This window comes from Cellulomonas sp. PS-H5 (genome assembly GCF_019265565.1).
Classification (GTDB): Bacteria; Actinomycetota; Actinomycetes; order Actinomycetales; family Cellulomonadaceae; genus Cellulomonas.
In genome coordinates, this window is sequence record NZ_JAHVCI010000008.1 from 42,666 (window position 1) to 64,884 (window position 22,219).

Sequence of the window (22,219 nt, forward strand, 5' to 3'; positions counted from 1 at the left end):
GGTCAGGGGTCCGGGGGCGGCTGGTCCGGTTCGGGTCAGTCGTCGAGCGCGGCCTGGATCGCGGTCTGCGCCTGGGCCAGCAGGTCGTCGACCGGCTCACCGGCCATCGCGCGCTGGGTCAGGTCGTCCACGGCGGTGAGGACGTCCGTGCTGTTCACCACGCCGGGCAGCAGCGGGCGGCCCAGCTCGGCCTGCTCGGTCAGCGCGGCGACGACCGGGTTCTCGTCCACCTCGTCGGCGGCGATGTCGGTGCGCAGCGGGGGCCAGCCCGAGCCGAGCGCCCACACGACGGACTCCTCGCGGGACAGGAAGTAGGAGAAGAACTCCTGCGCGGCCTGCTGCTGGGCCTGGTCGGCCTGCCGGGTCAGCGCCATCGAGACGCCGATCGCGGACGCCGCCTGCTCCTCGGGCCCGGCCGGGATCGGCGCGATGCCGTAGTCGACGCCGTTCTCCTCGGAGACCGTCGCCATCCAGGGGCCGCCGATGTACATCGCGACGCGGCCGCTGCTGAACAGGCCGTCACCGGTCACGCCGTCGACGCCCGTCGGGCTGATCTTCCCGGCGGTGATCGCGTCGTGCCAGAACTCGAGCGTCTCCGCGTTCTCCGGCGAGTCGACGACGGCCTTCCCGTCCTCGACGATCGCGCCGCCGTTGCCGTAGAACAGCGACGGCCAGACGCCGTTGCCGACGGTGGCGTGGTCGGCGAGCGCGAGGCCGTACTGCTCGGGGGTGCCGTCGCCGTTCTCGTCGACGGTCAGCGCCTGGGCGGCGGAGACCCACTCGTCCCACGTCGTCGGCACCGCGACGCCCGCGGCGTCGAACAGGGCCTTGTTGTAGAACATCGTGAGCGGCACGAAGCCGGTCGGGACGCCGTAGGCGGTGCCGTCGACCGTCACCATGTCGAGCGCGCCGGCGTTGAGGTCCGGCGTGGCCTCGTCGTCGGCGTAGAAGTCGTCCAGGTCGACGAACGCACCGCGGTCGGCGTAGACCGGCAGCCGCTCGGCCGGCATCGCGACGATCTCGGGGCCGTTGTCCGCCGACAGCGCCGGCAGGAACGTGTCGTCGATGACGTCCCAGGGGTTCACCTGGGTGGTGATCGTGATCTCGCCGTCGTGAGCGGCGTTGAAGTCGTCGACGATCTGCTGGAGCACGTCCCCGTCGGCCTCGGTGTAGCCGTGCCAGAAGCTCAGCTCGACGGGGCCGTCGGAGTCGGAGGATCCGCCGCTGGAGCACGCGGCGAGGGCGAGCGCCAGGCAGACCGGCGCGACGACGAGGGCGGGGATGCGCTTCATTGCGTGGTGTCCTTTCGGGATGAGCCCGCTTACAACGTTGTAAGACAACGTTGTAAGTGCGATCTTCGGGCTCGGGACGGCGGCGTGTCAACCCGGGCGGCGGGTGACCGCGCGCGTCGGCGACGGGCGCGCGCCGGTCCGCGCCCCGAAGCCGCGGGTCAGGCGCCCGTCGACTCCCGGACCACCAGCCGGAAGCCCGGCGCGATCACCCGCGGCTCGAGCTCGCCCCGGGCCCGGTCGTCGATGCGCTCGCGCAGCAGCCGCACCGCCTCCCGGGCGATGTCGTGCCGACCGGGCTCCACGGTCGTGAGGCTCGGGTAGGTGTACCGGCCGTCGGCGACGTCGTCGAACCCGACCAGCGCCACGTCCGCCGGCACCGCCACCCCCCGCTCCTGGAGCGAGCGCAGCGCCCCGAGCGCGAGGTCGTCGTTCATGGCGAACACCGCGTCCATCCGCACGCCGGCGTCGAGCACCCGGGCCATCGCTTCGGCCCCGCTGCTGCGGTCCCAGGTCTCGACGGGGACCACCAGCGCGTCGTCGACCCCCAGTCCGGCCGCCTCGACCGCCGCCCGGTACCCGGCGTACCGCAGCGCGGCCACGCCGGTCTCCTCGGCGGCGTGCGCGCCCAGCAGCATCACCCGCCGCCGCCCGAGCCCGAGCAGGTGCTCGGTGGCGGCGCGGGCGGCCGCCTCGTGCTGCATCGTCACGTGGTCGACCGGGCCGGGGAACAACGGCTCGCCGAGGACGACCAGCGGCCGCCCGGCCGGGTCGGGCGTGACGTCCTCGTGGGTCAGCCCGAGCGGGGCGAGCAGCAGGCCGTCGGTCAGCGACAGCCGCGGGTTCCGCAGCGCCTCGAGCTCCCGCTCCCGCAGACCGCCGGTCTGCTCGACCAGGACCACGAGGTCCTGCTCCGCCGCGACCCGGATCACCTCGTCGGCGAGCTGCGCGAAGAACGCCTGGCTCAGCTCGGGCACCGCGAGCCCGATGACACCGCTGCGCCCGAGGCGCAGGTTCCGGGCGGCCAGGTTGGGGCGGTACCCGACCTGCTCGACCGCGGCGAGCACCTTGGCCCGCGTCGCCTCCCGCACCTGCGGGTGGTCGTTGAGCACGTTGGACACGGTCTTGAACGACACGCCCGCCACCTGCGCGACGTCGCGCAGCGTCGGTGCGCCCCTGCCCTCGGGTTCGATCGCCACGGGAGTGAGGTTACAACGTTGCAACCGGTCCTGGACGACGCGCGCCGCCCGCCTGCCGGGCGTGTCGCAGACCTGCGACGACGCTGCGACAGACCGGCGACCCGCGCCGGCCCGCGCTCCCCTACGGTGCTGCCATGCCGCTTCAGCCGCGAGGCCGCCACGCCCTGCTCACCGCCGCCGCCCTGGTCGTCCTGACCGCTTGCGGCACCGACGCGCCGGAGAAGGCCGACGACCGGGACCGCCCCGCCGCCTCGCCCGCGGCGACCACCCGTGCGCCCGCGCCGACGCCGACGCTCCCCGCCGTCGCCGGGTACGAGCCCGGGGAGATCCCGCCCGTCCCGCTGATCGTGCTGCCGGACCTGTCGATGCTCGACGCCTCGCTCGCCGGGTTCGCGCTCGACGTCGACGCCGCCGTCGGCGACATCCCGGGCGTGACGGTCACGCCGACGCACTGCGACGCGAGCGGCGCGGTCGAGGTCGGTCGGGGTGCGCTGCTGGCCTACGGCGACGGCTCGGGCGTGTTCACCGCTCCGGACGGGTCGGTCGTGAACTACGGCGACGGCTCCGGCACCTACGAGCTGAACGGCACCACGGTCACCGTCTACGGCGACGGCTCGGGCACCTACGCCGCCGACGGGGTCTCGGTCGTGAGCTACGGCGACGGCTCGGGCGTCTACGACGACGGGACCACCCACGTCTACGTGCACACCGACGGCGGCGGCGGCTGGTCCCGCGGCGACCGGTCGGTCGTGAACTACGGGGACGGCTCCGGCGTCGCGTCCGACGGGGAGACGCAGATCGTCAACTACGGCGACGGCTCCGGCATGTACTCCGACGGCACGCTGACCGTGCAGAACTTCGGCGACGGCACCGGGACCGTGGACGGCGTGCCGGTCGAGGTCGACCCGCTGCCGCGCGTGCCTCGGCTCGGCGCCTTCCCGTCGATGGGCACGATCGCCCCGGTGCCGTCGTGCGGCGCCACCCTCACCCTCGACGCCGGGGTGCTGTTCGACTTCGGGTCCGCGGAGATCCGGCCGGACGCCGAGGCGTCCCTGGACGCGCTGGCGACGGCGCTCGCGGGGGTCGCGGCGCCCGCCGGGTCCGTCGAGGGGCACACCGACTCCGTGTCGTCCGCCGAGTTCAACCGGCGGCTCTCCGAGGACCGCGCGCGGGCCGTCGCCGACCACCTCGCCCGGGGCGGCGTCGGTACCGCGTTCGACGTCGTCGGCCACGGCGAGGACCGACCGGTCGCGCCGAACGAGCTCGACGGGCAGGACAACCCGGCGGGCCGGCAGCTGAACCGGCGGGTGGAGATCCTGCTGCCCGGGGTGACGTCGTGAGGCGCCGCCGGGCGGTGGGCCCCGTCGTCGCGGCCGCGGGCGTCCTCGCCCTCGCCCTGGCCGGGTGCAGCGTCGAGGTCGTGGACGCGGACCCGACGCCGGCGTCGCCGCGCGCGACGTCCGAGACGCCCTCAGATCGGGACGCCGGGCCGGCCCCGGACGCCGGGACGAGCCCGTCCGGCGGCACGAAGACCCGCGTCCCCGCCTCCGACGACGGCGCGGACGGCCCCGCTCTTCCCGGCCGCGCCACGCTCCTCCCGGTCACCACCGCCCAGATCGCCTGCGCCGGCGGCGACGCTGCCGTGAGCCGGGCGGGGGCCGCCGTCGAGGTCACGGACGACTGCGACACCCTCACGGTCGACGGCGCGGCCGCGGTCGTCGTGGCCGGCGACGTCGGGCACCTGGTGGTCGCCGGCGCCGGCGCCCAGGTCGCGGTCCGCAGCGTCACCACCGTGACCATCGAGTCGTCCGCTGTGACCGTGACCTGGGAGGAGGGCACCCCGACGGTGTCCGGCGACACCCCGGGCAGCGCCTACGGCGCGGTGGCGCCGGGATGACCCCCGCCGCCCGCCCGGCCCGTTCCGACCGACCCGTCACGACGCCTGGAGCCCGCAGATGAGCACCCCGCAGCCGTACCGGCCCACCCCGCAGCCGTACCCGCAGGTCGTCACCCGGCCGACCAACGCCCTCGCCGTCGTCACCCTCGTCCTGGGCCTGCTCGGGTTCGCCGTCGTCCCGGTCGTCACGGGGCACGTCGCGCTGCGCCAGATCCGGACCCGGGGCGAGGGCGGAACCGCGTGCGCGGTGATCGGCCTGGTCCTCGGCTACCTGGCGCTCGCGACCTACGTGGTCGTCGCGCTCGTCGTCACGGGCTTCCTGGTGTGGGGCGGGACGCGGTGACCCCGGACGCGCCGCGCGTCCTGCTGGTCGACGACGAGGAGGCGATCCGCGACGGCCTCGCCTCGTTCCTCACCCGGAGCGGCATGGAGGTCGAGACCGCCGCCGACGGCGAGGCCGCCCTGGCCGCGCACGCCCGGTGGCGCCCCGACATCCTGGTGTGCGACGTGCTCATGCCGCGGCTCGACGGCCGGTCCGTGGTCCGCCGGCTGCGCGCGGCCGGCGACTGGACGCCCGTGGTCCTGCTGACCCAGGTCGGCGAGTCCTCGGAGCGGTCCGCGGCGCTCGACGAGGGCGCCGACGACTACCTGAACAAGCCGTTCGACCCCCAGGAGCTGCACGCCCGGGTCCGCGCCGTCCTCCGCCGGGCGGTGCCGGGCCAGCCGTCCCTCGCCTCGGCCGAGCGGCTGGTCAGCGGCGACCTGGTCCTGGACCGGACGGCACGGCGCGTGTGGGTCGCCGGCCGCGAGGTCGCGCTGACCCCCAAGGCGTCGCTGCTGCTCGACTACCTGATGACGCACCCCGACGAGCTGCACACCCGCGAGCGGCTGCTGCAGGCGCTGTGGGGCTTCGAGCTCGCGGTGAGCAGCCGTGCCGTCGACCACCGGGTCGCGGAGATCCGCCGCGTCCTCGGCGACGACGCGGCCGCGCCGCGCTTCGTCGAGACCGTGCCGGCGGGCGGCTACCGGTTCTGCGGCCCGGTGCAGCGCGGGACCCGGCCGTGAGGGGCCGCGCCGCGGTCCTGCTCGCCCTGGTCCCCGCCGTCCTCGGCCTGCTCGGGGCGGCCGTCGCGCTCGCGTCGGGCCGGTCCCTGCGCGTGGTGGTCGGCACGCCCCTGCCCGTCGCGCTCGCCGTGCCCGGCCTGCTGCTGACCGCCGTCGTCCTGCTGGCGCTGGCGGCCGCGCGGGACCGGCGCCGTGCCGTGGCCGCCGCCGCGGAGGCGGCCGACCGCGCTGGGCGCGAGGAGGAGCGCGCCGCGCACCGCCGGTTCCTGCTGCGGCTCGACCACGAGATGAAGAACCCGGTCACCGCCCTGCGCGCCGCGCTGCCCGGGGTCGTGCCGGACCCGTCGGCGCTCGACCCGGCCGCGGCACGCGCCCACGACACGCTCCAGCAGCAAACCGCCCGGCTGTCGACGCTGGTCGCCGAGCTGCGCAAGATCGCCGAGCTCGAGACGCGCCCGCTGGAGCGCGAGGACGTCGACCTCGCGCAGGTGGTCGAGGACGCCGTCGCCGACCTCCGGGACCAGGCCGCCGCGTCCGGCGTCCCGCGCGCGATCACCGTCCAGCTCCCGCAGGCGCCGTGGCCGCTGCCGCACGTCCGCGGCGACGTCGACCTGCTCTACCTGGCCGTCTACAACCTGCTGGCGAACGCGCTCAAGTTCTCCCCCGCCGGGTCGACCGTCGAGGTGCGCGGGCGGGACGACGACGGGGTCGTGGAGATCGAGGTCGCCGACTCGGGCACCGGGATCCCCGCGCACGAGCTCGACACGGTGTTCGACGAGCTGGCCCGCGGCGAGCAGGCCCGGGGCACGCCGGGGTCGGGGCTCGGGCTGGCGCTGGTGCGGGTGGTGGCGGAGCGGCACGGCGGGGCGGTCGACCTGCGGTCGCGGCCGGGGCAGGGCACGAGCGCGCGGCTGCGGGTGCCGGCGGGCTGACGGGCGCGTCGGAACGCAGCCGGTCCCCGCCGGCGTTCCGGCCCCGCGGCGCCCCCCGGGCGTGGCAGGCTGACGAGGTGCGCGGATTCCGGCTGGGCCTCGTGGTGGTGGCGGTCGTCATCGGCGTGGGGTCGGTCCTGGTCCGGAACTGGTGGACCGCCGCGGCCATGGCGTGCGTGATCCTCGGTCAGGTGCTCGCCGAGCTCGACGCCCGCCGCAGGGCGGCCCGGGGCGAGGCGCCGCTGCCGCGCGAGTAGGCCACACCCGCGCCCGGGTCGGCGGGCCGCGTCAGCGCGGTGACCTCGGTCCCCTGACCGCCGTGTACGCGTGGGCGGCCGCCACCGCCGTGGCGAGCACCGCCATCACGAGGTCGAGCGTCCCGCCGCGCACCGCGAACGTCACGGCGAGCACGGCGAAGACGACGGCGCCGACCGCGCCGAGGAGTCGCTGGTGCTTCCGTCTCACGGGCTCCACTCTGGCCCTCGGCGCGCGTCGGCGCAGCCGCCCAGATGCCGAACGCGTCCGCCCGCGGAATGCTCGACGCGCGTCCGGGCGGTACGCAGGGGGCTCGGGCGCCGACGACGAGCGAGCCCGACCGCGGCTGTGAGACGCGCCGGTCGAGGCGCCGCTCCGGCAGGGGGCTTCGACATGTGCACAGGGATCCGGTTCTCGGACGGCCAGGGCCAGCTCTACCTGGCACGGAATCTCGACTGGACCAGCGGCTACGGTGAGCACGTCGTGGTGACGCCGACGGGGTACCGCCCGCGGTCGCCGTTCGGCACCGTGGAGGAGGTCCGGCACGCGGTCATCGGCATGGGGATCGTGGAGGCGGGCACGCCGCTGTACTTCGACTGCGGCGACGACGCCGGGCTCGCCGTCGCGGGCCTCAACTTCCCGGGGTACGCGCAGTACGCGCCGGGACCGGTCGACGGCGCGACGAACGTGGCCGCCTTCGAGCTGCCGTTCTGGGTGGCCGCGCAGTTCTCGTCGGTCGACGAGGTCGAGGCGGCGCTCCGCGACGTCGTCGTCGTGGACCGGCCGGTCGACGAGCGCTACCCGAGCTCGCTGCTGCACTGGGTCGTCGGGGACGCGCACCGCGCGATCGTCCTGGAGCACACGAGCGACGGCCTGCACGTCCTCGACGACGACGTCGACGTCCTGACGAACCAGCCGGGCTTCGGCTGGCACCACGAGAACCTGCGGAACTACCTCAACGTCTCGCCGGAGTTCCCGGACGAGACCGTGGTCGGCCGGGCGAAGCTGACCCCGTTCGGCTCGGGGTCGCACATGCGCGGGGTCCCGGGCGACTACTCCTCGCCGTCGCGGTTCGTCCGCGCGGCGTACGTGCACGCGCACTACCCCGAGAAGACGACGGAGGAGGAGAACGTCAGCCGCGCGTTCCACACGCTGCAGCAGGTGGCGATGGTGGACGGCGCCGCGGCCATGGCCTCCGGCGAGTTCGAGAAGACGATCTACACCGGGCTGTTCTCGTCGCGCACCGGGACGTACTACTGGAACACCTACGAGGACCCGGCGATCCGGAGCGCTGCGCTGGGCGACCAGCCGACCGACGGGGCGGAGCTGGTCGAGGTGTAGCGCCCCTCAGGCCCCCTCGGCCCGCCCCTCGCGCCAGTACCCCATGAACGCCACGGCCTTCCGGTCCACCCCGCACGACCCGACGAGGTGCCGCCGCAGCGTCTTGATCGCCCCGGCCTCCCCCGCGAGCCACGCGTACAGGGCCGCGGACTGGCGCAGCGGCTCGCCGGTCGACCAGTCGACGGGCACCTCCCACAGGATCCCGGAGTCGATGTCGACGTCCTCGAGCTCCATGCCCTCGGGCAGCGGGGCGTCGTGCGGCATGAGGCGCTTGCACGCGGCCTGCACCGCCGGGACGAGCAGCGAGCCGTGCGCGGCGCCGTCGCGCGGCAGCCAGCGGACGGTCACGCCGGCCGGGGCGTCGACGGGGATCGCGTCGCCGGTGACCGGGACCTCGATCAGGGCCTCGCCGCGGGCGTCGCGGGGCAGCCGCTCCAGGATGCCGGCGATGGCGGGCGCGGCGGTCTCGTCGCCGGCGAGCAGCAGGCGGTCGGCGTGCGCCGGCGGGACGAAGTCGATGCCGCCCGACGGGCCCTCGTGCTCGCGGTTCGGGCCGAGGATGACGAGCGAGTCGCCGACCTGGGCGCAGCCGGCCCACGCGGACGCCGGGCCGGCGTCGCCGTGCAGCACCATGTCGACGCCGAGCTCGCGCAGGTCGTTGCGGGCGGTGCGCGCCGTGTAGGTGCGGATCGGGTGCCGGAGCTCGTCCGGCAGCTCCCGCCACTGCAGGTACCAGGACTCGCCGGTCGGGACGACGTCGTAGCCGCAGGGCAGCGGGAGCAGCAGCTTGATGCGCTGGTCGAAGCCGTTGTCGGCGAACTGGTCGAGGTCCTCGCCGGTGAACGTGAACCGGCGGAACGAGGGGCTGAGGTCCACGATCCGCGACACCCGGACGTCGAAGAACCGGAACGGCGTGGTGACGGCCGGCGCGGCGGTGGACGCTGTCATGCCGTCACCGTAACCCGAAGGCAAGGCTTACCTCACCCCCTGTGTGAGACATCCCACAGGGTGGACATCCCGGGCGACGCGGGACCGCGTCAGGCCGCCGACGTCCCGAACGCCAGCCCCAGCAGGTACGTCGCCGCGGCGGCCCCGAACCCGATCGCCAGCTGCCGCAGCGCGCGCTTGGCCGGCGACGAGCCCGACAGCACGCCGACGGTCGCGCCGGTGCCGAGCAGCGCGATGCCGACGAGGCCGGAGGCCAGCGCGACCGCGGCCCAGCCCTCGAGCCCCATGAGGTACGGCACGACGGGCACGATGGCTCCGCCGGCGAAGAAGCAGAACGACGCCAGCGCCGCGCCCATCGCGCTTCCGACGGTCTCGTGCTCGTCGACCTCCTCGCCCGCGCTCGCCGCCTCCTGGGCCGGCAGCGCGGCGGCCGCACCACCGACCGCCGTCAGGTCCGCCAGCACCGTGGCCGCCCGGGCCTGGGCCTCGTCGGCGCCCATGCCGCGCGCCCGGTAGACCAGGGCGAGCTCGTTCGCGTCGAGGTCGAGGTGCGGCAGCGCGTCCCGCGCCTGCGCGCTGGGCCGGGACGCCTCCAGCAGCTCGCGCTGCGACCGCACGGACACGTACTCGCCCGCGCCCATCGACAGCGCGCCGGCGAGCAGGCCGGCGAGGCCGGTCAGCAGGACCGTCGACGTCGCGACGCCGCTCGCCCCGATGCCGAGCACCAGCGCCAGGTTGCTCACCAGGCCGTCGTTGGCGCCGAACACCGCGGCGCGGAACGTCCCGGACATCCGGCTGCGTCCGCGCATCGCGAGGCTGCGGACGACCTCCTCGTGGATCCGCTCGTCCGCTGCCATCGTCGGGGTGGCGTCGGCCTCGTCGCCGTAGCCGGACCGCGCCTCGGCGCGCTGGGCGAGCGCGAGGACGAACACGCCGCCGAACCGCCGCGCGAGCGCGCCGAGCACCCGCGAACGGACGTCGCCGGGCAGCGGCCGCCCCACGCGGTCACCGAGCAGGTCCAGCCAGTGCTGCTCGTGCCGCTTCTCCGCGTCGGCGAGCGCGAGCAGGATCGCGCGCTCCTCGCCTGTGCGGCGCGAGGCGAGGTCGCGGTAGGCGGCGGCCTCGGCGCGCTCGTCGGCGAGGTAGCGGCGCCAGCGGCGGATCTGGCGGGCGGTGGGCGCGACGGCGGGGGGCCCGGGGGCCTGGTCGGTGGGTGGCACGGTGCTCCATGGTGGGCGCACCGGAGCCGGGAGTCACGCGATCCGCGCCGATTCGGGCGGCCGAATCGGGGCGTCCGCACCCCCGTCGGGCACGGCCCTGGACGCCCCCGTCGGCGGGTGCGGCGAGGCGGTGCGCGCGGCCGCGGCCGCCCGACCCGGCTTCAGTCCTCCCAGGGCGGCGTCTCGTCGAGCTTCGCGTAGTACTTCGCGAGGTGGCTCTTCACCCGGTCGACGTCCTTCGCCGGCAGGTCGACGCCGCCGCGCGAGCCCTGCATCACGGCCGCCGCGGCGAACACGCCCCGCGGCACCGCGACGAGCTTCCCGCCCACGACGTCGGCGATGAGCAGCTTGTACGCGGTGAAGTTCTGCTTGGCGTCGGCGTCGTACCAGACGTGCGCGTCCCGGTACTTCTGGTTCGGCTCGTCCTCGGCGTCCGCCCACGCGCGGACGCGCTTCTCGGCGGCGGCGCCGTCCCACTCGCGGTCGCGGTCGGCCAGCGGCAGGTCCTGGAACGCGGTGACGGCCATCGGCCGCACCTCCCTCTCAACTGCTCGGGTGTGAAACCGTGCGGTTGCGCAACGGCGGGGTTCAGGACGTCGGCGCCGCGTCCCGGAGCTTCTCGAGCAGCGGGCCCGCGACCTCGTCGAGGAACCGCTGCTGCGCCTGATCGCCGACCTGGACCAGCGCGATGTCGGTGAACCCGGCCTCCCAGTACGGCTGGATCTTCGCGACGATCGCGTCGAGGTCGGGGCCGCACGGGATGGTCTCGGCGACGTCGTCCGGCCGGACGAACTGGCTCGCGGCCGCGAAGGCCTCGGTCGTCGGCAGGTCGGCGTTCACGCTCCAGCCGCCGGCGAACCAGCGGAACTGCTCGTGCGCCCGCTCCTTGGCCGTCGCCAGGTCAGGATCCCACGAGATCGGGATCTGGCCGATCTTGCGGGACGGCGGCGGGGTCTGGCCGCCGATCGCGTCCGCGGCCTGGGCACGGGCCTCGTCCCAGGACCGCAGCAGGTCCGCCTCGGGGTCGGTCGCGACCAGGTGGTCGGCCAGCGGGGCGAACCGGGACACCGACTGCGCGCCCGACACCGCGACGCCGATCTCGACCGGGGTGTCCGGGAGGTCCCAGAGCTGCGCGGAGTCGGTGCGGAAGTGCACGCCGTCGAACGTCAGGCGGTCGCCGTCGAGCAGCGACCGGATGATCTCGATCGCCTCCTCGAGCATGTCGTGCCGCTCGCCGACCGCGGGCCAGCGCTCGCCGACCACGTGCTCGTTCAGGTTCTCGCCCGCGCCGAGACCGAGGGTGAACCGGCCGTCGGAGAGGACGCCGAGGGTCGCGGCCTTCTGCGCGACGACGGCCGGGTGGTACCGGACGGTCGGGCAGGTCACGTAGGTCATCAGGTCGACGCGGGAGGTCACCTGTGAGACGGCGCCGAGCAGCGACCAGGCGTACGGCGCGTGGCCCTGCTCCTCGACCCACGGGAAGTAGTGGTCGGAGGAGACGACGAAGTCGAAGCCGGTCTTCTCGGCATCGGCCGCGTACCCCACGAGCTGCTTGGGCCCGGACTGCTCGGTCATGAGGGTGTACCCGAATCGCGTCATGCGACCGAGCCTCACACCGACCGGCCGCCCCGGCATCCGGAGCGGCCTCCACCGCGGCCACCACTCGCCGAGATAGGACCCAGGCGCCGAGATAGGACCGCGCGAGGCCCTATCTCGGCGCGGCGGTCCTATCTCGGCGGGAAGCGGTCAGGCCTCGGCGAGCGCCGCGCGGAGGGCCTCGATCAGCGGGGTGGTCGGGCGGCCGATCAGGCGGGACAGGTCGCCCGAGGTCTCCGCCAGCAGGCCGTCGCGGGTGTTCCCCTCCAGGGCGACCACGAAGCCGACGGTGCCCTCGTCCAGGCCGGCGGCGGCGAGGTCCGCGGCGCGCTGCTCGGGCGACACCGCGCGGTAGACGACCGGCCGGCCCAGCACCTCGGACGCGGCCGCGGCGAGCTCGTCGAAGCCCCACGCCTCGTCGCCGGACAGCTCGTACACGGCGTCGTCGTGGCCCTCGGTGCGCAGCACGACGGCGGCCGCCGCGGCGAAGTCGTCGCGCGGCGCGGACGCCACCCGGCCGTCGCCGAACGAGCCGACGATCTCACCGGTCTCCCGCGCCTGCTGCACGTCGCCGAGGTAGTTCTCGGTGTACCAGCCGTTCCGCAGGATCGTGAACGTCAGACCGGACGCGCGGAGGATCTCCTCGGTGGCCTTGTGCTCCGGGGCGAGCACCAGCGGCGAGGTGTCGGCCTTCGGCGCGGAGGTGTAGACGAGGCGACCCACGCCGGCGGCCTTCGCGGCGTCGATCACGGCGCGGTGCTGCTCGACGCGCTGCCCGACCTCGCTGCCCGACACCAGCAGCACGGTCTCGGCGCCCTCGAGCGCGACCGCGATCGTCTCCGGCTGCCCGTAGTCGAGCGTCGCGACGCGCACGCCGCGCTCGGCGAGGTCCGCGAGGGTCTCGGTGCGGCGGCCGGCGGCGACGATCTGGTCGGCCGGGACGCCGTCGGCGAGCAGGTGGGTGACGACGAGGCGGCCGAGGTGGCCGGTGGCGCCGGTGACGACGATCGACATGGTGGAGCTCCTCCGAGGTGGGCGTGGCCGGCCGCCTGACGCGTCCGGCACCTGCCCCAACGGCCGACCGCTGCCCACCCTTCCCGGTCGCCGGTACCCACTTTCGCGTAAGGTACTGGCATGACGGTAAGCATCGAGGACACGGCCCGGACAGTCTCCGGATCTGTTCTGGGCGACCTGCTCACGGACGGCGTCCTCGCCTCCGCGTGCCCGAGCCGGGTCGTGCTGGACCACGTGACCAGCAAGTGGGGCGTGCTCGTCCTGGTCGCGCTGTCCGAGCGCACGCTCCGCTGGGGTGAGCTGCGCCGGCTGGTCGAGGGCATCAGCGAGAAGATGCTGGCCTCGACGCTCCGCACGCTCGAGGCCGACGGCCTGGTGCTCCGCGAGGCCACCCCGTCGATCCCGCCGCGGGTCGACTACTCGCTCACCCCGCTCGGCCGCGAGCTCGCCGACCACCTCCTGCCGCTGATGGGCTGGATCGTGCGGCACGCGGACGCGATGGTCGCGCGGCCCTGAACCACCGCACCCGGGCACCGGGCCCGGGAGTGCCACAGCGGGGGCGCCTACGATGGCCCACCGCAACCCGCACCCGATCGAAGGACGAGCACGTGCGCCGTACGGCCGCCACCCTCCTCGCCGCGTCCCTGCTGCTGCTCGCCGCGTGCAGCGACGGGGGCTCCGACGACTCCGCCTCCCCCAGCGCCTCCGAGTCCGCCACGGCCGCTGCGACCGCGTCCGCCGAGGACGTCGCCGCGCTGGAGGCCGTGACCCTCACCGGCGACGCCGGCCAGGAGCCCGCGTTCGACTTCGAGCAGCCGTTCTCGGTGTCCGCCCCGGTCGCGCGGGTCGTCACCCCCGGCACGGGCGACACCGTGGCCGAGGGCGACCTGGTCACCGTCAACATCGCCGCGGTGAGCGGCGAGGACGGCAGCACCCTCGGCGGCACCTACGGCGCCGAGCCGCAGCAGTACCTCGCGACCAGCGACAACCTGCCGCCGGTGCTGCTCGACGAGCTCGTCGGCCAGCAGATCGGCGCGCGCCTGCTGTTCGCGAACCCCGCCAACGGCATGACGTCGCTGCTCGCGGTCGAGGTCGTCGGCACCGAGGCGGTCCCGACCCGCGCCGAGGGCACCGCGGTCACCCCGCTGCCCGAGGGCCTGCCGACCGTCACGCTCGACGAGGACGGCGCGCCGTCGATCGAGCCGCTCGACACCGACCCGCCGACCGAGCTGGTCGTGCAGCCGCTGATCCAGGGCGCGGGCGCGGCCGTCGAGGCGGGCCAGACCCTCACCGTCCAGTACAGCGGCTGGCTCTGGGACGGCACCTCGTTCGACTCGTCCTGGGAGCGCGGCTCGGCCACGACCTTCCCGCTGACGAACGTCATCCAGGGCTGGCAGCAGGGCCTGGTCGGCCAGACGGTCGGCAGCCAGGTGCTGCTGATCATCCCGCCGGAGCTGGGCTACGGCGACCAGGAGTCGGGCAGCATCCCGGCGAACTCGACGCTGGTCTTCGTGGTGGACATCCTCTCCGCGTCCTGATCGCACCCGGCGGGGGCACGCGCAGCACAGGGACCTCGGTCGCACCAGCGACCGAGGTCCCTGTCGTTCCCGCGACCCGCGTGGTTAGCCTGGCCGTCCCGGCACCGATCCAGAAGGACGTGCGATGGACGCGGCAACGACGCCGACGGTCCGGAACGTGGCGCTCGTCGGCCACGCCGGATCCGGCAAGACGACACTCGCCGAGGCCCTGCTGCTGCGCGCGGGGGCCGTCCCCCGCGCCGGCCGGGTCGAGGACGGCTCGACGGTCTGCGACCACGAACCGGAGGAGGTGGCCCGCGGCTCCTCCGTGGCGCTCGGCGTGGCCGACCTCGACTGGACGTGCAGCCAGGGCCGCCCGCACCGGATGACCCTCCTGGACACCCCGGGGGCTCCGGACTTCGCAGGGGCGGTGGACGCGGCGCTCGCGGTCGCGGACCTCGCGGTGGTGGTGGTGAGCGCCGTCGACGGGGTCCAGTCCGGGACGGAGGCGGCGTGGCGCAGGTGCGACGAGGCGGGGATCCCCCGCCTCGTCGTCGTCTCCCAGGAGGACCGTGCCCGCGCCGACTTCCACCGGGTGCTCGACCAGGTGCGTGACCTCGCCGTCCGCACCGGGCACGACGCCGCCGCGGTGCTGCCGCTGGAGCTGCCGCTCGGCGAGGAGCAGGCGCTGCACGGCGTCGCCGACGTGCTCTCGGACCGCGGGTTCGACTACGGCGCCGACGGCCGGCACCGCGACTGCGACCTCCCCGCCGACGTCGCCGACGAGGAGCACCGCCTGCACGGCGAGGTGACGGAGGAGATCGTCGCCCACGACGACGACCAGCTGGAGCGGTACCTGTCCGGCGACGAGCCCGGCCCGGTGGACCTCGAGCGCACGCTGGCCCGCGAGGTCGCCTCCGGGGGCGCCGTGCCCGTCCTGGTCGCCTCCGCGGCCACCGGGGTCGGCATCGACCGGCTCGCGGACCTCGTGTGCGAGATCGGCCCGGCGCCGACCGACCGGCCCGCGCGGCTGCGGGTCGGGGGCGGCGGCCCCGACGACGGCGCGGAGACCGAGCTGCCCGCCGACCCGGCCGGTGAGACGGTCCTGCACGTGTTCCGCACCGTGGCCGACCCGTTCGTCGGCCAGGTGTCGGTGTTCAAGGTGCTGTCCGGCACCGTGCGCTCGGGTGACCGGCTGACGACCGCCGCCGGCACCGAGGAGCGGCTGCACGGCCTGTTCCGGCTCCGGGGCCGGGAGCACCTGCCGGTCGACGCGGTCGCGGCGGGCGGGATCGCCGCGGTCGCCAAGCTCGGCTCGGCCCCGACCGGCACGCTGCTCGCCACGCGCGCCCAGCCGGTCCGGCCCGCGACGCTGCCCGCCCGGCCGCCCGTGCTCGGCCTCGCGCTGGTCCCGGTCAGCCAGGCCGACGACGACAAGCTGTCCGGCGCGCTCACCCGGCTCGCCGCCGAGGACCCGACCCTCGTCGTGGAGCGCACCGCGCACCAGGCGGTCCTGCGCGGGCTCGGCGACGCGCACCTCGCGGTGGCCGTCGAGCGGCTGGCCCGGGTGTTCGGCGTGCACGTCACCACCGAGCCGGTGCGGATCGCGTACCGGGAGACGATCGCCCGCGCCGCCGAGGCCGAGGGTCGGCTCAAGAAGCAGTCCGGCGGGCACGGGCAGTTCGCCGTCGTGCAGCTGCGGCTCAGCCCGCTGCCCCCGGGGTCGGGCTTCGCGTTCGTCGACTCGGTGGTCGGCGGCGCGGTGCCGCGGTCCTACCTGCCCGCCGTCGAGCGCGGTGCCGCCGAGGCGCTGGCCGCGGGCGGGCCGCTCGGGCACCCCGTCGTCGACGTCCAGGTCGAGGTCCACGACGGCAAGGCGCACGCCGTCGACTCCTCGGACATGGCGTTCCGCACCGCCACCGCCGCCGGCGTCCGCGCCGCGCTCGCCTCCGCCGGCACCGTGCTGCTGGAGCCGACGCTGCGGGTCACGGTCGTCGTGCCGCCCGAGGCGCAGGGGGACGTGCTCGGCGACCTCTCCGGGCGGCGCGGGCGGATCAGCTCGAGCAGCACGACCGACGACGGCCGGGTCCGGATCGAGGCGGTCGTCCCGGAGGCCGAGGTGGTCCGGTACGCGCTCGACCTGCGCGCGCTGACCGGCGGGCGGGGCGAGGTGGTGCTGGCGCCCGGGGACTACGAGGTCCGGCCGGGGCACCTGGCGCCGGTGTGACGCGGCGGCGCCCCTCAGCCCGCCGCCGCGGCCGCCTCCGGCACCGGAGCGCCCGACCCCAGCCGCCCCGCGTAGACGTCGATCTTCATCTCGATCGCCGCGAGGTGCTCGGTCACCTCCGCCAGCTGCGCCCGCACCGCGTCCCGGTGCGCCTGCAGCAGCGCCATCCGCTGCGGCTCGGTGCCCTCGCCCTGCCGCACCAGGTCGGCGTACTCCCGGATCTCCCGGATCGGCATGCCGGTGGCACGCAGCCGGGTGAGCAGGTGGATCCAGCCGAGGTCGCGCTCGGTGTACCGGCGGTGCCCCGAGGACGCGCGCTCGACCGCGTCGAGCAGCAGCCCGTCGCGCTCGTAGTACCGGAGTGTGTGCGGGGTCAGCCCGGTCGCCGTGGCGGCCTCGGCGATGGTGAGGGTGCGGCTCTCCTCGGTCACGCCCCTCAGCATGCGCCGCTCACCGCCCGATGGTCGACATGTCGGGGTACCGGTCGCCGACGACGGCCTGCGGCGGCACGGCGGCCGCGAGCGCCGCGAGGTCCTCGGCCGTCAGCCGCACGTCGGCGGCCGCGACGTTCTGCTCGAGGTAGCGGACCCGGCGGGTGCCCGGGATCGGCACGACGTCGTCGCCCTGGGCCAGCACCCACGCGAGCGCGAGCTGGGCCGCCGTGACGCCGCGCTCGGCCGCGAGCGCCTGCACCCGCTCGACCAGCGCGCGGTTGGCGTCGAACGCCTCCCCGGCGAACCGGGGGTTCGCCCGCCGGAAGTCGTCGGCCGCGAGGTCGTCCGGCGCCGCGATGGCCCCGGTGAGCATCCCGCGGCCCAGCGGCGAGTACGGCACCAGGCCGATGCCGAGCTCACGCAGCGTCGGCAGCACCTCGGCCTCGACGTCCCGGGTCCACAGCGAGTACTCGGTCTGCACGGCGGTGATCGGGTGCACGGCGTGCGCCCGACGGATCGTCGCGGGCCCTGCCTCGGACAGCCCGAGGTGCCGCACCTTGCCGGCCTGGACCGCCTCCGCGAGCGCGCCCACGGTGTCCTCGACGGGGACCTTCGGGTCCATCCGGTGCATGTAGTACAGGTCCACGTGGTCGACGCCGAGCCGCTGCAAACTGGCGTCCAGCGCCGCGCGGACGTACTCGGGGCGCCCGTCGACGGCGCGGCGGGTCACCGTCGGGTCGGGGTCGCGGACGATGCCGAACTTGGTGGCGAGCACGACCTCGTCGCGGCGGCCGGCGATCGCGCGGCCGACCAGGCGCTCGTTGGTGTGCGGGCCGTAGATGTCGGCGGTGTCGAGCAGCGTGACGCCGAGGTCGAGCGCGCGGTGGATCGTGGCGACCGACTCGCGCTCCTGGTCGGAGCCGGGCGCGGAGGTGGCCCCGTAGAACTCGGACATGCCCATGCAGCCGAGCCCGAGGGCGGAGACGGTGAGGGCGGTGCCGTGCGCGGCGCTGCCGAGGGTGCGGGTGGTGAGGCTCATGTCCGCGACGGTCCTCCTTGGAGTGCGCTCGAAGTCAAGGCGTCGCCCTGCGGGTCCCGGCGCGCGGTCGTAGCGTCGAGGCACCACCACCCCCGAGGAGGACCGCGTGAAGCTCCGCCACCTGCCGCTGCGCCTGGGCGCCGGCGCGTACATCCTGAACTCCGGCCTCGACAAGCTCGGCGCCGACGAGGAGACCGCGACGGGCCTGCACGGCACCGCCGCGGGCGCGTATCCGTTCCTGTCCGGCGTGGACCCGAAGACGTTCACGACCGGGCTCGCCGCGGCCGAGGTCGGCCTCGGCACCGCGCTGCTGGTCCCGGTGCTGCCGCGCGTCGTCGTCGCCACCGGGTTCACCGCGTTCTCCGCCGCGCTCGTCGGCATGTACCTGCGCACGCCGGCGCTGCACCGCGGCGAGGGCGACCCGCGACCGAACCCGGACGGGGTCGGGATCGCGAAGGACGTCGTCATCCTGGGCGCCGCGGCGTCGTACCTGATCGACACCCTGACGTCGTCGGCGAAGAAGGCCGGGGCGAAGGCGGCGAAGAAGGCGACGAAGGCCGTCCACCGCTGACGCCCCGGCGGCCGCAGCGGGCGGCTGCGTCCGCCCTCCGCTCTCCGGCCCCGCCTGCCCCGATCGTGGTGGGCGGGGCCGGAGAGCGTAGGTGGCGCGCCTAGGCTCGGGTCCGCGCCCCGTCAGCCGCCGTCCCCGAGGAGCCTCCATGCGCCAGCCCACCCGGTGGGAGCAGATCGGCCAGCAGAACCCCGACCGGTCCGCCTGGTACGTCGAGCGGTTCCGCACCATGGCGGCCGAGGGCGCCGACCTGGCCGGCGAGGCCCGGATGATCGACGCGATGGTGCCCCGCGGGTCCCGCGTGCTGGACGCCGGCTGCGGGCCGGGCCGGGTCGGCGGCGAGCTCGCGCTCCGGGGCCACACCGTCGTCGGGGTCGACGTCGACCCGCTGCTCGTCGAGGCCGCGCGCGCCGACCACCCCGAGGGCGACTGGCACGTCGGCGACCTCGCCGAGCTGGACCTGCCCGCGGCGGGTGTCGCCGAGCCGTTCGACGTCGCGATCATGGCGGGCAACGTGCTGACGTTCGTCGCCCCGGGGACGGAGGCCGAGGTGCTGCGGCGGATCCGCGCGCACCTCGCGCCCGGCGGACGGCTGGCCGTCGGGTTCGGCGCGGGGCGCGGGTACGCGTTCGAGGCGCTCGACGCCGACGCCGCGGCCGCGGGGTTCGTCGTGCAGCACCGGTTCGCGACCTGGGACCTGCGGCCGTTCGGGCCGGACGCCGACTTCCTGGTGGCGGTGCTGGGCTGACCCGCGGCCGCCGATCCCGGGGTGGTCGGCGCGCGGGCGCCGTGCCACCCTCGACCGCATGGCCCGGTTCTTCGACGTCCACCCCCACGACCCGCAGGTCCGGTCGATCGGCCAGGTCGTGCAGCTGCTGCGCGACGACGCCCTGATCGCCTACCCGACCGACTCCGGGTACGCGCTCGGCTGCCGGATGGAGAGCCACACCGGCGCCGACCGGATCCGCGCGATCCGGCACCTGACGGACAAGCACCACTTCACGCTCATGTGCACCGACTTCGCCCAGCTCGGGCAGCTCGTGCGGCTCGACAACGCGCCGTTCCGGGCGATCAAGGCCGCCACCCCGGGGCCGTACACGTTCATCCTGCCGGCGACCAAGGAGGTCCCCCGGCGGCTGGCGCACCCCAAGAAGAAGACCGTCGGCGTGCGCATCCCGGACTCCCGGGTGGTGCAGGCGATCCTGCACGAGCTCGGCGAGCCGCTGCTGTCCTCGACCCTGATCCTCCCGGGCGACACCGAGCCGCAGACCGACGGCTGGACGGTCAAGGAGGAGCTCGACCACGTCGTCGACGCGGTGATCGAGGCGGGCGAGGTGTCCGCGGAGCCGACGACGGTCGTCGACTGGTCGGAGGGCTACCCCGAGGTGGTCCGCGCGGGCGCGGGCGACCCGGACCGGTTCGCCTGACGCGCGTGGTCCCGTCCGCGCTGCCCGACGACCCCGGGTTCCCCGCCGCGAGCGCGCCCGGCGCGCGCGACCTCGCCGAGCTCGACGGCGCCGTGGTCGAGTGCCGCGCCTGCCCGCGGCTGGTCGCCTGGCGGGAGCACGTCGCGACCGTGAAGCGCGCCGCCTACCGGGACCAGGAGTACTGGGCCCGCCCAGCGCCCGGCTTCGGGGACCCCGACGCGCCCGTGCTGGTCGTGGGCCTCGCGCCCGCCGCCCACGGCGCCAACCGGACCGGCCGGATGTTCACCGGCGACCGGTCCGGCGACTTCCTGTTCGCCGCGATGCACCGCGTGGGCATGGCCTCTCAGCCGACCTCGACGCACGTCGGCGACGGGCTGACGCTCACGGGCGTCCGGATCACGGCGCCCGTGCACTGCGCGCCGCCGGACAACAAGCCGCTGCCCGAGGAGCGGCACCGCTGCGGGCCGTGGCTGGCGCGGGAGCTGGAGATCGTCCGTCCGCGGGTCGCCCTGGTGCTCGGGGCGTTCGGCTGGGACGCGCTGCTCCGCACGCTCGCCGAGCAGGGCTGGGCGGTGCCGCGCCCGCGCCCGCGGTTCGGCCACGGCGCCGAGGTGGTGCTGGAGCGCCCGGCGACCGGTGATCGGCTGACCCTGCTGGGCTGCTTCCACGTCAGCCAGCAGAACACCTTCACCGGCCGCCTGACCCCGGACATGCTCGACGCGGTCCTGCTCCGCGCCCGCGCCCTGGCGGCCTGACGCCGAGGTCGAGGGTTTCGGCGCGTGGGCCGGCCGGAGACCCTCGACCTCGGCGGGAACGCTCGACCTCGGCGGATCGAGGTCAGGCCAGGGTGCGGCCGCCCGTGACGCCGATGCGCTCGCCGGTGATGTAGCTGCTCTCCTGGCTCGCGAAGAACACGTACGCCGGGGCGAGCTCCGCCGGCTGGCCCGCGCGGCCCAGCGGGGTGTCCGCGCCGAACTCCTTCACCTTCTCCGCCGGCATCGTCGCGGGGATCAGCGGGGTCCAGATCGGCCCGGGTGCGACGGCGTTGACCCGGATGCCCTGCTCGGCGACCTGCTGCGCCAGCGCCTTGGTGAAGTTGAGGATGCCGGCCTTGGTGGTCGCGTAGTCGATGAGCTGCGGGCTGGGCTCGTACGCCTGCACCGACGTGGTGTTGATGATGCTCGACCCCGGCTGCAGGTGCGGGAGCGCGGCCTTGGTGATCCAGAACATCGCGTACAGGTTCGTCTTGAACGTGCGGTCGAGCTGCTCGGTCGTGAGGTCCAGCAGCCCGTTGTCCTGGGACATCTGGAAGGCCGCGTTGTTGACGAGCACGTCGAGCCCGCCGAGCTCGGACACGGTGCGCTGCACCAGCTCCGAGCAGAACGCCTCGTCGCGGATGTCGCCGGGCAGGGTGAGCGCGCGGCGGCCGGCGTCCTCGATCAGCCGGACCGTCTCCTGCGCGTCCTCCTCCTCGTCCGGGAGGTAGGAGATGGCGACGTCCGCGCCCTCGCGGGCGAATGCCAGGGCGACGGCGCGGCCGATGCCGGAGTCGCCGCCGGTGATCAGCGCGCGCTTCCCCTCGAGCCGGCCGGAGCCGACGTACGACTCCTCGCCGTGGTCGGGCTGCTGCGGCATGTCGTCCGTCAGGCCGGGGTGCGGGATGTTCTGGGCCGGCTGCTCGGGCTCCGGGTGCTGGGTCTGCGGGTCCTGGGGGGTCGTCTGGTCGCTCATGCTCATCCATCGTCCGCACCCTGCGGCGGACCGCCACCGGAGCGGGTGAACCGTCGGCGTGTCGGCCCCCGGCGCGTCGCCCCGAGTTGCCCCCACGGGCCGGGTCACCCCACAGTGGCCGTCGGCCACCCGCGCTCCGACCCGCACGTCCACGTCGCGCGCACAACCGCCGCACAGGCTCCCCGCAGCGGGAGTCCTAGGGTGGCGGTCCGGACCTGAGGAGGAACGTGAGCAGCGACGACGAGCAGTACGTCGAGATCTGGGGCGACCGCGTGTCGATGCGCGACCTGCTCCTGGCGCTCGCGGTCACCGCCGCCGCGACGGTCGGCGCCGTCGTCGTCGGGCGCGCGCTCGGCTCGTCCGAGTTCTTCTGGGGCCTCGGCGGCTCCGTCGTCGGGTTCGTCGCCGCGGTCGTGCTGATCCGGCCCAAGCGGGACGTGCGGATCGTCGCCGACGAGGACGTGGACGCGGGGCCGCCACCGGCCTGACGCCGCCCGCACCCCGCCGCGCGCCGCCC

Annotated in this window: 26 protein-coding genes; 15 read left to right on the forward strand and 11 right to left on the reverse strand. The window is 75.3% G+C overall.

Annotated features, from left to right (window positions below; all coding sequences use genetic code 11):
• Positions 1-35: 35 nt before the first annotated feature.
• Positions 36-1,292: an ABC transporter substrate-binding protein gene (locus J5O08_RS05360; RefSeq protein WP_218705832.1), complete on the reverse strand. Its 1,257-nt coding sequence runs from the start codon at positions 1,290-1,292 to the stop codon at positions 36-38.
• A 158-nt stretch (positions 1,293-1,450) separates the two neighbouring features.
• Positions 1,451-2,488 carry a LacI family DNA-binding transcriptional regulator gene (locus J5O08_RS05365; protein WP_218705834.1) on the reverse strand — a complete coding sequence of 346 codons (1,038 nt, stop codon included), beginning with the start codon at positions 2,486-2,488 and terminating at the stop codon, positions 1,451-1,453.
• Between the two features lie 134 nt (positions 2,489-2,622).
• Between J5O08_RS05365 and J5O08_RS05370 the strand changes: the two genes are divergently transcribed.
• The 6 genes from J5O08_RS05370 to J5O08_RS05395 all read left to right on the forward strand — a co-directional run bounded on the left by J5O08_RS05370 (position 2,623) and on the right by J5O08_RS05395 (position 6,639).
• Positions 2,623-3,828 carry an OmpA family protein gene (locus J5O08_RS05370; RefSeq protein ID WP_218705836.1) on the forward strand — a complete coding sequence of 402 codons (1,206 nt, stop codon included), beginning with the start codon at positions 2,623-2,625 and terminating at the stop codon, positions 3,826-3,828.
• Positions 3,825-4,385, forward strand: coding sequence for a DUF3060 domain-containing protein (locus J5O08_RS05375; RefSeq protein WP_218705838.1), 561 nt, complete (start codon positions 3,825-3,827; stop codon positions 4,383-4,385). The genes J5O08_RS05370 and J5O08_RS05375 overlap by 4 nt, the downstream gene beginning before the upstream one ends.
• Before the next feature lie 58 nt (positions 4,386-4,443).
• Positions 4,444-4,728, forward strand: a complete 285-nt coding sequence (locus J5O08_RS05380) for a DUF4190 domain-containing protein (RefSeq protein ID WP_218705840.1) — start codon at positions 4,444-4,446, stop codon at positions 4,726-4,728.
• Complete coding sequence (locus J5O08_RS05385) at positions 4,725-5,450, forward strand: response regulator transcription factor (RefSeq protein ID WP_218705842.1); 726 nt, start codon at positions 4,725-4,727, stop codon at positions 5,448-5,450. Before J5O08_RS05380 ends, J5O08_RS05385 begins: the two co-directional genes overlap by 4 nt.
• Positions 5,447-6,382, forward strand: coding sequence for a sensor histidine kinase KdpD (locus tag J5O08_RS05390; RefSeq protein ID WP_218705844.1), 936 nt, complete (start codon positions 5,447-5,449; stop codon positions 6,380-6,382). Before J5O08_RS05385 ends, J5O08_RS05390 begins: the two co-directional genes overlap by 4 nt.
• Before the next feature lie 77 nt (positions 6,383-6,459).
• Entirely contained in the window at positions 6,460-6,639 is a 180-nt protein-coding gene (locus J5O08_RS05395; protein WP_218705846.1) for a hypothetical protein, read from the forward strand.
• A gap of 31 nt (positions 6,640-6,670) precedes the next feature.
• Here the strand turns inward: J5O08_RS05395 and J5O08_RS05400 are convergent, their stop codons facing one another.
• On the reverse strand, positions 6,671-6,847 hold the full coding sequence (locus J5O08_RS05400) for a hypothetical protein (protein WP_218705848.1): 177 nt from the start codon (positions 6,845-6,847) through the stop codon (positions 6,671-6,673).
• A gap of 183 nt (positions 6,848-7,030) precedes the next feature.
• Between J5O08_RS05400 and bsh the strand changes: the two genes are divergently transcribed.
• Positions 7,031-7,978 carry a choloylglycine hydrolase gene (gene bsh, locus J5O08_RS05405; protein ID WP_218705850.1) on the forward strand — a complete coding sequence of 316 codons (948 nt, stop codon included), beginning with the start codon at positions 7,031-7,033 and terminating at the stop codon, positions 7,976-7,978.
• 6 nt (positions 7,979-7,984) lie between these two features.
• On the opposite strand, the gene J5O08_RS05410 is transcribed toward bsh, so the two are convergent.
• From J5O08_RS05410 to J5O08_RS05430, 5 genes are all read right to left on the reverse strand, one after another.
• Positions 7,985-8,926: a siderophore-interacting protein gene (locus J5O08_RS05410; RefSeq protein ID WP_218705851.1), complete on the reverse strand. Its 942-nt coding sequence runs from the start codon at positions 8,924-8,926 to the stop codon at positions 7,985-7,987.
• 89 nt (positions 8,927-9,015) lie between these two features.
• Positions 9,016-10,146 carry a VIT1/CCC1 family protein gene (locus tag J5O08_RS05415; RefSeq protein WP_218705852.1) on the reverse strand — a complete coding sequence of 377 codons (1,131 nt, stop codon included), beginning with the start codon at positions 10,144-10,146 and terminating at the stop codon, positions 9,016-9,018.
• A 161-nt stretch (positions 10,147-10,307) separates the two neighbouring features.
• Positions 10,308-10,673, reverse strand: a complete 366-nt coding sequence (locus tag J5O08_RS05420) for a hypothetical protein (protein ID WP_218705853.1) — start codon at positions 10,671-10,673, stop codon at positions 10,308-10,310.
• A 61-nt stretch (positions 10,674-10,734) separates the two neighbouring features.
• The gene (locus tag J5O08_RS05425; protein WP_218705854.1) at positions 10,735-11,745 is read right to left on the reverse strand and encodes a TIGR03557 family F420-dependent LLM class oxidoreductase; all 1,011 of its coding nucleotides are present in this window, start codon (positions 11,743-11,745) and stop codon (positions 10,735-10,737) included.
• A 147-nt stretch (positions 11,746-11,892) separates the two neighbouring features.
• Positions 11,893-12,756, reverse strand: a complete 864-nt coding sequence (locus tag J5O08_RS05430) for an SDR family oxidoreductase (RefSeq protein WP_218705855.1) — start codon at positions 12,754-12,756, stop codon at positions 11,893-11,895.
• Between the two features lie 120 nt (positions 12,757-12,876).
• Here J5O08_RS05430 and J5O08_RS05435 point away from each other — a divergent pair, with 120 nt between their 5' ends.
• The 3 genes from J5O08_RS05435 to J5O08_RS05445 all read left to right on the forward strand — a co-directional run bounded on the left by J5O08_RS05435 (position 12,877) and on the right by J5O08_RS05445 (position 16,500).
• Positions 12,877-13,272 carry a helix-turn-helix domain-containing protein gene (locus J5O08_RS05435; RefSeq protein ID WP_218705856.1) on the forward strand — a complete coding sequence of 132 codons (396 nt, stop codon included), beginning with the start codon at positions 12,877-12,879 and terminating at the stop codon, positions 13,270-13,272.
• 92 nt (positions 13,273-13,364) lie between these two features.
• Positions 13,365-14,294: an FKBP-type peptidyl-prolyl cis-trans isomerase gene (locus tag J5O08_RS05440; RefSeq protein ID WP_217614810.1), complete on the forward strand. Its 930-nt coding sequence runs from the start codon at positions 13,365-13,367 to the stop codon at positions 14,292-14,294.
• A 124-nt stretch (positions 14,295-14,418) separates the two neighbouring features.
• Entirely contained in the window at positions 14,419-16,500 is a 2,082-nt protein-coding gene (locus J5O08_RS05445) for an elongation factor G (RefSeq protein WP_218705857.1), read from the forward strand.
• Positions 16,501-16,514: 14 nt separating this feature from the next.
• Here the strand turns inward: J5O08_RS05445 and J5O08_RS05450 are convergent, their stop codons facing one another.
• The gene (locus J5O08_RS05450) at positions 16,515-16,931 is read right to left on the reverse strand and encodes a MerR family transcriptional regulator (RefSeq protein ID WP_308160915.1); all 417 of its coding nucleotides are present in this window, start codon (positions 16,929-16,931) and stop codon (positions 16,515-16,517) included.
• Between the two features lie 19 nt (positions 16,932-16,950).
• A complete protein-coding gene (locus J5O08_RS05455; protein ID WP_218705858.1) occupies positions 16,951-17,973 on the reverse strand; it encodes an aldo/keto reductase in 1,023 nt (340 codons plus the stop codon).
• A gap of 106 nt (positions 17,974-18,079) precedes the next feature.
• On the opposite strand from J5O08_RS05455, the gene J5O08_RS05460 reads away from it, so the two are divergent.
• The 4 genes from J5O08_RS05460 (at position 18,080) to J5O08_RS05475 (ending at position 20,726) form a co-directional block, all read left to right on the forward strand.
• A complete protein-coding gene (locus J5O08_RS05460; RefSeq protein ID WP_218705859.1) occupies positions 18,080-18,544 on the forward strand; it encodes a hypothetical protein in 465 nt (154 codons plus the stop codon).
• A 148-nt stretch (positions 18,545-18,692) separates the two neighbouring features.
• Positions 18,693-19,292 (forward strand): bifunctional 2-polyprenyl-6-hydroxyphenol methylase/3-demethylubiquinol 3-O-methyltransferase UbiG, encoded by a 600-nt coding sequence (locus J5O08_RS05465; RefSeq protein ID WP_218705861.1) that lies wholly within the window; start codon positions 18,693-18,695, stop codon positions 19,290-19,292.
• A gap of 58 nt (positions 19,293-19,350) precedes the next feature.
• Complete coding sequence (locus tag J5O08_RS05470; RefSeq protein WP_218705863.1) at positions 19,351-19,971, forward strand: L-threonylcarbamoyladenylate synthase; 621 nt, start codon at positions 19,351-19,353, stop codon at positions 19,969-19,971.
• 5 nt (positions 19,972-19,976) lie between these two features.
• Positions 19,977-20,726, forward strand: coding sequence for a uracil-DNA glycosylase (locus tag J5O08_RS05475; RefSeq protein WP_308281384.1), 750 nt, complete (start codon positions 19,977-19,979; stop codon positions 20,724-20,726).
• A gap of 82 nt (positions 20,727-20,808) precedes the next feature.
• Here J5O08_RS05475 and J5O08_RS05480 read toward each other — a convergent pair whose 3' ends face one another.
• Entirely contained in the window at positions 20,809-21,702 is an 894-nt protein-coding gene (locus J5O08_RS05480) for an SDR family oxidoreductase (RefSeq protein WP_218705865.1), read from the reverse strand.
• Positions 21,703-21,929: 227 nt separating this feature from the next.
• On the opposite strand from J5O08_RS05480, the gene J5O08_RS05485 reads away from it, so the two are divergent.
• A complete protein-coding gene (locus J5O08_RS05485; protein ID WP_218705866.1) occupies positions 21,930-22,190 on the forward strand; it encodes a hypothetical protein in 261 nt (86 codons plus the stop codon).
• Positions 22,191-22,219: the final 29 nt, after the last annotated feature.